Origin of the sequence: Acinetobacter sp. YH12211 (assembly GCF_013418015.1) — a bacterium.
Taxonomy (GTDB): Bacteria; Pseudomonadota; Gammaproteobacteria; order Pseudomonadales; family Moraxellaceae; genus Acinetobacter; species Acinetobacter towneri.
In genome coordinates, this window is sequence record NZ_VPCW01000048.1 from 1 (window position 1) to 9,443 (window position 9,443).

Sequence of the window (9,443 nt, forward strand, 5' to 3'; positions counted from 1 at the left end):
CCGTAGCCGAGATGATCAAAAAAGAGCAGATGATTTAGTGAAACGTAATTTTAATGCTGATCATCCTGACCAACTGTGGGTGAGTGACTTTACGTATATTCAAACTCATTCAGGCTGGGTCTATACCGCCTTTATTATTGATGTGTTCTCACGAGCAATTGTTGGATGGAAAGTATCTACACGGATGAATACAGATATGGTGCTCGATGCACTTGAGCAAGCATTGCACGATCGAGGCATGCCAAAGAATGTGATTCATCATTCCGATAGAGGTGTTCAATATCTTTCTATTCGCTATACCAATCGTTTAGAAGCTGCAAATTTACGAGCATCAGTCGGTACGACTGGTGATTCATACGATAATGCTTTGGCTGAAACAGTGAATGGCTTATACAAAACAGAGGTGATTGAATATTTAAAAGCAGATTGGCAAGGTTTAGCGGATGTACAACTTGCGACATTAAATTGGGTAGATTGGTTCAATAAAGAGCGTGTACATAGTGCACTAGGTTATGTGCCACCTTTTGATTTTGAAGCAATGTACTATGATAAAATTAATCCGTTAGGTCAGGTGGCCTAACTTAAATAAAAAGTCTCCGACAAACCCGGTACGGTTCATCGTATGAATCACCGGTCGTACCGACTGATGCTCGTAAATTTGCTGCTTCTAAACGATTGGTATAACGAATGGAAAGATATTGCACGCCTCTGTCACTATGATGAATCACGTTCTTTGGCATGCCTCGATCATGCAATGCTTGCTCCAGTGCATCGAGCACCATATCTGTATTCATACGTGTTGATACTTTCCATCCAACAATTGCTCGCGAGAACACATCAATAATAAAGGCGGTATAGACCCAGCCTGAATGAGTTTGAATATACGTGAAGTCAGCGACCTGAGAAGCATTGCTTCGCAAGGGTCAGGATGATCTGCATTAAAATTGCGTTTTACTAAGTCATCTGCTCGTTTTTGATCATCTCGGCTACGGGTGGTTTGTTTATTCTTACCACGCCAAACACCTTGTATACCTAGCTTCTGCATCAATCGAGCAACTGTACAACGTGCGATAACATAACCTTCACGTTTCAATTGTTGCCAGACCTTACGCACACCATATCGACCTAAACTTTCTTTCCAAATACGTTTGATTTGCTCTGCATGATGTAAATCATGCAGAGCACGTTTCGCTCGATGTTCTGGATTGTCAGCGAGATCTAAAGCCCGATAATAGGTCGAAGCTGCAATCGGTAAAATTCTACAAATCGCTTCAACACTATATCGATCTTTATTGTTCTGGATAAAATCCACCATTATTTGTGTGGGCGGTCGAGCTCCGCCTGGGCGAAAAAAGCGGCTGCTTTACGTAGAATTTCATTGGCACGTTTTAATTCTTTAATTTCACGTTCCATTTGCTTCATTTTTTCTTGGTCAGATATCTGTTGTACTTTGGCAGGATTTAGTTGATCCATATGCTTTAAATACCAAACACGCAATGTTTCAGGAGTACAACCCTTGCGCAGCATGCTGCTCAGGTGCAATAGCTGTGATTGCAGCCCAAGTAGAAGGATAATCTTTTTCAGATTCAATCAATAATTGAACCGCTCTTTCTCTGATTTCAGGGGTATATTTTGGTTTTGTCATTGGAACATTCTCTCAAGAAAGTTGGTCTCCGACAAACTCGGTACGGTTCAATGTGTCACATATTGGATTTGTGACCAATCATGAATAACTAAAGCATAACGATGCAGCGATGTCTTAATCTGATCACAAGCAAGTTTTTGAATAGGTTCATTTAATTGTCTAAATGAGATTTTATCATTATTTAAAAACCGCCATACAGCTTGCGTCGTTGCAAAACTATTTTTTTGAGCAGAGGCAATATCTTTGATTGCAGGAGCAAGTGAAGCAAGAGGATTCATATTGAGTTGAACAAGGTTGTTGTAACGTTTGACAAGGCGCTGATCTAAGCGAGAGATGTTAAAATTAAAGAGCATGCTCTTCAATTTAACGCAAAACATGGAAATTGTGTAGATACCTATGCTGTTAAAGCAGCAGGCTGAAAATTCAACCTCCTCCAATTCAATTGAAAACCCTGTTGACTGAGGATTTTTCTTTGGAACGACATGAACAGGAAATTATTCTAACCGCCATGCAGCGCAGCCAGCAGAATATTTCTGAAGCGGCACGTCTGCTCGGGATTAGCCGGGCAACGCTGGATTACCGGTTAAAGAAATATCAGATGGTTTAAAATTTCAGTAAATATTAGGACCAGCTGAAGATTGAGAGTCCTGTTTAATAGTTTTCCATTTATCCATATATACAAAAAACCCAGGAAGTAAACGCATACTTTCTGGGTTTGGTCAGATTTTTAAAACTTAATACAAAATTTGTCCATTTTGCAGTAATTGCTCAAGATCAGTAGCGACACCCGTTAAAGTTACTAGTGATGTAGCAGAGAATGCCTCTCCACTTCCATCACCACTTCCATCACCACTTCCATCACGATCGACCTTCACTAACGTATTGATTGTGCTACCATCAGCAACCTGTTCTAACTGAATGAACTGTGCCATATAACTGAAATAAGCAGTTGCGTCATTTTCTAAAAGCGACTGAGCGTGCGCCTCATCAAATGAATCTGCAATCAATTCTGAAAGATCAAGCATATCTGCATCTGTGTCAAAAGCCACATTAGCGACTTTAAAGCCATTCCAGGTATCTTGACCATGTCCACCTGTTGCATCATTCGCCTGTAAATCGTAGATCACTACATCTTGAGCGCCGCTTGTAGATACAAATGTATCTGCACCCGCACCGCCATTTAAGATGTTAAGTCCAGAACCACCATGAATCGTGTCATCACCTGCACCACCATAAATCAGGTCATTGCCAGCACCGCCATGAATGACATCATTGCCTATGCCACCGTAAATCACATCATTATATGCACTGCCTGTGATTGTATCATCGCCATTGTAACCATAGATTAATACTGACCCACTTGCTGCTGACTGATCCAGATTTGTGTCGCTTTCATCGGTTCCTTCAACCAAATTCACGTCACCATTTAAACGATAGCTGGTTGTCGCCAAATCTAAGTCGAGTAACTTGCCCATCGTTTCTGTTGTGGTCAAATCATGGCTGTCTGTTGCACGGATTTGCATGGTATTAATAACGTCTAAGCTGAGTAGATCGCCATTTACAATTCCAAGATCACCCTCTTGAACCCCAATTTTAACAGTGGCTAAAAGCTGGTTAATCGCACTATTGCTAATATTTAGTTCTGTACTCGCACTAGTGATACGTAAGGTCGTTGTTGGCGCAATAAGCCCTAGAACACCTTCATTTTCGATGACTTCAACTTTTAGACCCAGCTCTTGTGCAAGTCTTGCTGACCAGCCAAATGTTGGTTTCGTTACATTGACCGCTACAATTTGTTGGAACTCAAGTTCTACTTTGCGTAAATCATTATTGATGTCATACACAAAAATATCTTGCTCACCTAAGTTAATCACACTTAATACATCTAGACCAACCAAACCAAGTAAAGAGGTATTTTTACCAAATACCCATGGCGCTTGGTTGTCTGGGTTATAGCCAAACGACACTAACTCAGTTGTATCAAATGTGATTGCTGTAGTGTCGCTATCACCATCTGTATCGGTCACACTTAGATCAATGTCAGTTGAATTACTACCAATCACTTGATCAACCAATGCCACATCCAACTTGCCTTGTGCAATCAGATTTTGAATCACCTCATAATCTGAGTGTAAGTCGGCAGTAGTTTGTGAAGGAGTCGATTTAAATAAATTAACACCCTCAAGCACGATTACTTGATCCACTAAGTGAGTATGTGATGCTTCCTGATAACCACCGACAAACTCTCCTTCAGTACTAATCTGAATAATAGTTTGATCATTAACTTCGTCATAACTGAAATGTAAATAATTGGTCAGGTTACCTGGCATAAATCCTAAACGACCACCACCATTGAGCAGACCTTTCAGGTCCAGAATGTCACCGCCCAATACTGTTGAGTCTGCATTGAAGTCTTTAATGATGTCTGTCGCAATACCAATGGTCATGACCTGATCACCTTTTTCCCAACGGAAAGTATCCGACCCTTCACCACCATATAAAATATCGTGACCACGACCACCAATGATATAGTCGTCGCCTTCGTTACCCATTATGAGGTCATTACCGTTCCCACCATATAAGTGGTCACCTTCATTTCCACCATAGATTTTATCGGCACCGTCTAAGCCATAAATAGACCAAGCTTCTACTGCCCCCGCCTTAGTCAAAGTTGAACCACGTCCCGCACTATCAACTAAAATGGTAGACGCTGTTTCACCAGATAACAAATCATTGAGTAAGCCAACATCTGCCAAGCCCACTGAATCTTTATTCGCAAGCTCAGTTCCATTCTGAGCATAAGCTGTAATAGAAGTCCAAGGAAGAATACCAACATTTAATAGTTCTGAAAGACCACCTTGAATACCCACCGTACTAAGTAGTTGATTAACTTTAAAGGTATCTAATGGCTGATTATTCTGAGCTTTAATCTCTAATGTCGCCTGACCAATACCTAAAACAGCGGATGTTAAAGTGATATTGAAACCGAATTCATTTGCCAAAATTGTGTTATAGCTGAACTTTTTCGGATCGGCCAGTAAACTACCTAATAAACCGCCTACATCAGCAACATTACCCAAAGCAATTTTAACAGCATAAATACCATCACCTTGTACAGCAAACAGTTGGCTATTTTCAAACTCAAGTAAGCCAGCAACGTCTGCATTTACAGCGCCTAACAAGGTATTTGAACCACCTAAGCTCACGGCAACCGGTACAGAGGTTGAATAATCGCCTGCTAATGGTGCAAAAATACTGTACTGGTATGCGCCTGTATCTAGATCAAACTTAATTAACTCACCGCGTTCTGTGGTGATGAATAGCTGACCTACTCCATTTTCTGCAGGAATATGGTTATATGCCAAGACTTTGTCTGCAGTGCCCGTTGCTGTTTGAGTAATACTCTGATTCTCATAATCAATTTTGAAGATTGTGCCATCTACATTAATTTCAGCAGTTGTAATACCATCTGCACTGGTTTTAACAAGTGCGTTACCTTCAACAACATACGTATTTCTTAACGCTTCAGTACGATCTGCAGCAAGAACTGGCACATCATCTGTCACATTCACCGTAATGTATTGTGACTCTGTCACATCACCACGTGCGTTGGCAAAGTTCACTCGGACATCAAAGGCTAACTTATCATCAGTTGCTGTGCTTGGTTCACCATGTTCAATTGCTTGGCTCATGGTTACCGTATATTTACCTTCAGCATTTAATGAAATACGGATCGCCTCTATACCATTCACACTCCCCACAAGCTCTTGAGTATTTTGACCCGTCCAGCTAATCGGTGTGCCATTAACATATAATTCAGTCACAGGCGCTTCTAAATATGCAGTACTCGTACCGCTTGGAAAGCTAATAATTGCACCTGATGCAGAAATGGTTTCGGTGTTCAATAAACCAGCTTCTGAGAGTTCAATCACTGTATTTAGAACATCTGTATCTGCAAGTTTATAGATCACCGTTGCGCTATCAGGTATAGATACATTTCCAGCTTTGTCAGTGACTGTTGCACTAATATCGAATACCTGAGGATCTGTTAATAACAGTGGTGACAATTGTGCTGGTGTTAAAGTTAAGTTCCAAACAGGTGATGCTGTTTCAGGATCAAGCTCTACCGTCGTTGTAAAGGTTTGACCTTCTATAGTTACAGTGACCGTTTGGCCCACTTCTGCACCTTCGGCCGTACCACTAATCGTAAGTCCTTGAGCTGCCTCAATATTAGTTAAAACATTATCACCTGCAATTGGTTCATTAATCGTAATCATTGGTGCAACGGTGTCAACCGTAATGGTATGTTGACTGTCCGTGCTCGTGTTGCCTGCTTTATCAGTACTCTTAATCGTTACGGTATGGGTATCATCTACTAGTGTCTGATTTGCCTCGACCGTCCAGTTCCCATTTGCATCTGCTACGGTAGAACCAACGACTTTTCCACCTATTATAATTTCAATAGCTGAATTTGGTTCAGCTGTACCCGACCACGTTGGGGTTGAATCGTTGGTGATATAGGTTGTACCTTCAGGAGTTAGCGCACCATCATCATCTGAAACAGTGTATGTGAGTGAGGTTAAATCGAGGTCTATCGTAAACTTACGTGAGGCAACCTCTTGGCTATAAGTATAGTTACCAAGTGCTCCACTACGGTCATCAAATAATACAACCTCATATTGTCCATTACCCAAGGTCTGAATTTGAGCCTGAGTCAGCGACTCTGTCCAATTTTGAGATGTACCTGCAGAACCAGTCGTAAACGTATATACAGAATTACTCTCACGTTCACCTTTTTCATCAAGACGATAAATAACCCCATAATCTGTTATATCAGTTAATAATTGTATATCAGATACCCCCTTAATCGACTCTCCATCCAGCGCTTCTTGTCCATTGATAATGTCATCACCTGCAATTACATAAATCGCATCAGCTACAGTTGGGGAAGCAATGTCTGTTTTAGTCGCTATTGCGGTATTACCTGCAATATCAGTCGCTGTCGCTGAAATCGTGATGGTTGTATCTGCATCACCCCCATCCGCTGTAGTTGTAGAATCTGGTGGACTAATTAATTGAGTCCAATGACCAGTTGCGTCTGTGGTTGTCTCAAAGGTTTTATCAATACCCTCGACAGTAAAAGTAACTTTACTATTTGTCTCAGCTGTACCCTTAACCACGTAACCGTTTGCTTTGTCATAGCTCGAGATCTGTGTTGGACTTGTGATAGTGATACTGGTAGCAGTATCTAAAGTCACATCTTGAGCTAAAACACCTTGACTGATATTTCCAGCTATATCACGTTGTTCAACTACAATATCGCCATATCGATAGATACCAGCATTTGGCAATTCAAATGAGGTTGTAGTTGAGTCAAACCATGTAGTAGACCAAGTATTCCCACCATCCGTACTATAACGCCAAGTATTACCTACTGTAATACCTACATTTACAGTTGCATCGAAAGTAATACCATCCGTATCTGACACACCTGTATCAGTCGCAAGACTTACTATCGGAGCATCTGGAACTTGCGTATCGCCCGTAATGTTCGTATTTTCGTATACACCACCCACAAGTTGTTGCAGCTGACCTGCTTCACCCAGCTTACCTGTCGTTACACTCACATAACTGTCTGCAGCAACAGTAATATTTGCCGTTAAGGCATCAGTTACAATTGGTGTAAAAATCGCAGTATAAATAAGTGGATTATTTAAATCCTGAGTCAAATTCGACAGTGTACCTGCGCCATTTGTACTGGCATCAGACAACTCAAAACCATTCACCAACTCTGAGAAAGTAAAGGTAATTAAAGTTGTTTGACCTGCGACAATCGAATAATCATCTGACGTGATGATCACCGTTGGAGCATCAGCAAAATTAATTAAATCTGTTGCTGTAGCAACACCAGCAGAGTTACCTGCCAAATCCGTAAATGTGTTAGCAGGTAAAGTTACAGTAATATCACCATAATAAGCGTCAGTTGGTGTGAACTGAATTTGACCACCTACAACGTCAAAATTACCTTCAACCGAAGCTCCCAATTTTGCCGCAATATCATTTAACGTTGCTTGTGTATTATTTAAATACAATGGCTCTGTAGGTGTAACGGTTACAATGCCATTTTCTAAGATAGTAATGGCTACACTTGGAGCTTGTGTATCTAAAGTCACATTATCCACAAGTTCAGCAGTATTACCTGCTAGATCGGTTGCCGTACCAGTCACAGCAATTTCACCATTAGCCAAAGTATTTAACTGATCGGTCGTTAAATCAATCGACCATTGACCCGTAATTGAATCAGCAACTGTTGTAAATGGTGCTGCAATACCTTCAACTGTAATGCTGAGCGCTGAACCAGGTTCTGCCGTACCTATAAGTTTGACAGTCTCTGTAGACTCAAGCGCATTGATGACCATGTCATTAAGCAAAATTTCGCTTAAAGTGAGTGTATCCAAAGGCTGAACCCTGTCTAAAGTAACGGTACCTGCTGTAGTGTCCACCAAGATACTATCTTGAAGACGTTCTGTTTGACCCGCAGCATTAATGCCTGTTACAACAAGAATATTTTCACCTTCACGTGCATTGACTGATACGGTAATTTTTTCTGCCTCTATATCTGCTTGATTCAAGACATAGTTATAACCATTGACCGAAATCAAGTCACCTACAGCAGCATCAATTCCCAGATTAACATCAAGCTGAATTTGACCATCATTGCCTAATTCAAATGCATTAATGACATCATCAGTATTCCAGTCATCTACTACAACCACGGATTCAATTAGATCGACTAAGGCTGTATTTTCTGAAATAAATACAAGTGATGGATTACTATCATTGCCTGCACTGTCTTCAGCATAAATGATAGCTGCACTTACACCTTCTTTTACTAGAGGATTAAATGGTCCATTTATGTCCGCAAAACTCCAAGTACCATCTGGACCAACAGTTGTTTCATATGCCTGACCATCTGCAATCACAATAACTTTCGCGTTTGGTTCTGCTGTACCACTTAACTGCGTTTCATCATTTAGCAAAATGACTGGTAAATCTGGTGCTGTCGTATCAGCGGCTCCCACTAACGTAAAGCTATCAGAAATTTCACCTAGTGCATTTGTTACATAAATTGAACCGATTTCCCCTGCTAAAGGATTTGGGGAAATTGTGAATGTGCCATCTGCTGCTGTAACAGGAATTTCTGTAACAATATTTCCCGACCCATCAAGAATAACTACTGTTTCACCTGCTTTTGCTGTACCAGCCAAAGTTTCTTCAGAATTTTCTGCGATTACAGGTTTGGAAAGGACGTAGGCGTCTTTGCCATCTGTACCCTTCAAGGACTCTAACCATTTGGCTTCAGTCTCAGTACCAGCATCTGTTAGTACAGTGGCATAAGCTGGAACATTGGCTTCTAACCAGTCAGAGGCAGAAAGTGCAACCCCACCTTCCTCAAGACCGGCAACATATGCCTCATAAGTTGTCTGATCTGCTGGGTTCGCTGTAAACCAAGTGTTCGCTTGACCTTGTAAATATAGTTCATAAGCAGACAGGCCATCTACACCTGCTGCACCTGTATCTCCTTTTAATGAAGCCAGCCAGTCAGTGAACGATAGTGGAGTCTCTCCAGCTACAGTCGCGATCTCTACATACAGGTCATAAGCTGATTTGCCATCTGCACCTTTTAAGGCATTAAACATATCGGTGATCGTACCCTCTGGGCCAATCAAGCCAATCTCACGAGCTAATTCCAGAGCTGATTTGCCGTCGGTACCATCTGCGCCATCAATACCATCAA

1 protein-coding gene, 4 pseudogenes and 1 other annotated feature are annotated in these 9,443 nt (G+C 41.2%); of the genes and pseudogenes, 2 read left to right on the forward strand and 3 right to left on the reverse strand.

Features of this window, described 5'->3' with window-relative positions; all coding sequences use genetic code 11:
- Positions 1-580: pseudogene (locus FTU98_RS13325) on the forward strand (IS3-like element ISAba29 family transposase); the annotation flags it as partial.
- Positions 581-617: 37 nt separating this feature from the next.
- Here the strand turns inward: FTU98_RS13325 and FTU98_RS13330 are convergent.
- Positions 618-1,645, reverse strand: a pseudogene (locus FTU98_RS13330) (IS3 family transposase); the annotation flags it as partial.
- Positions 1,240-1,357 (reverse strand) — a sequence feature (AL1L pseudoknot). Its footprint overlaps the pseudogene before it by 118 nt.
- A 50-nt stretch (positions 1,646-1,695) precedes the next feature.
- Positions 1,696-2,022 (reverse strand): annotated as a pseudogene (locus tag FTU98_RS13335) (transposase); the annotation flags it as partial.
- Between the two features lie 59 nt (positions 2,023-2,081).
- Between FTU98_RS13335 and FTU98_RS13340 the strand changes: the two are divergent.
- Positions 2,082-2,252, forward strand: a pseudogene (locus tag FTU98_RS13340) (helix-turn-helix domain-containing protein); the annotation flags it as partial.
- Positions 2,253-2,379: 127 nt separating this feature from the next.
- Here the strand turns inward: FTU98_RS13340 and FTU98_RS13345 are convergent.
- The gene (locus FTU98_RS13345; RefSeq protein ID WP_218948290.1) at positions 2,380-9,375 is read right to left on the reverse strand and encodes an Ig-like domain-containing protein; all 6,996 of its coding nucleotides are present in this window, start codon (positions 9,373-9,375) and stop codon (positions 2,380-2,382) included.
- Positions 9,376-9,443 lie beyond the last annotated feature (68 nt).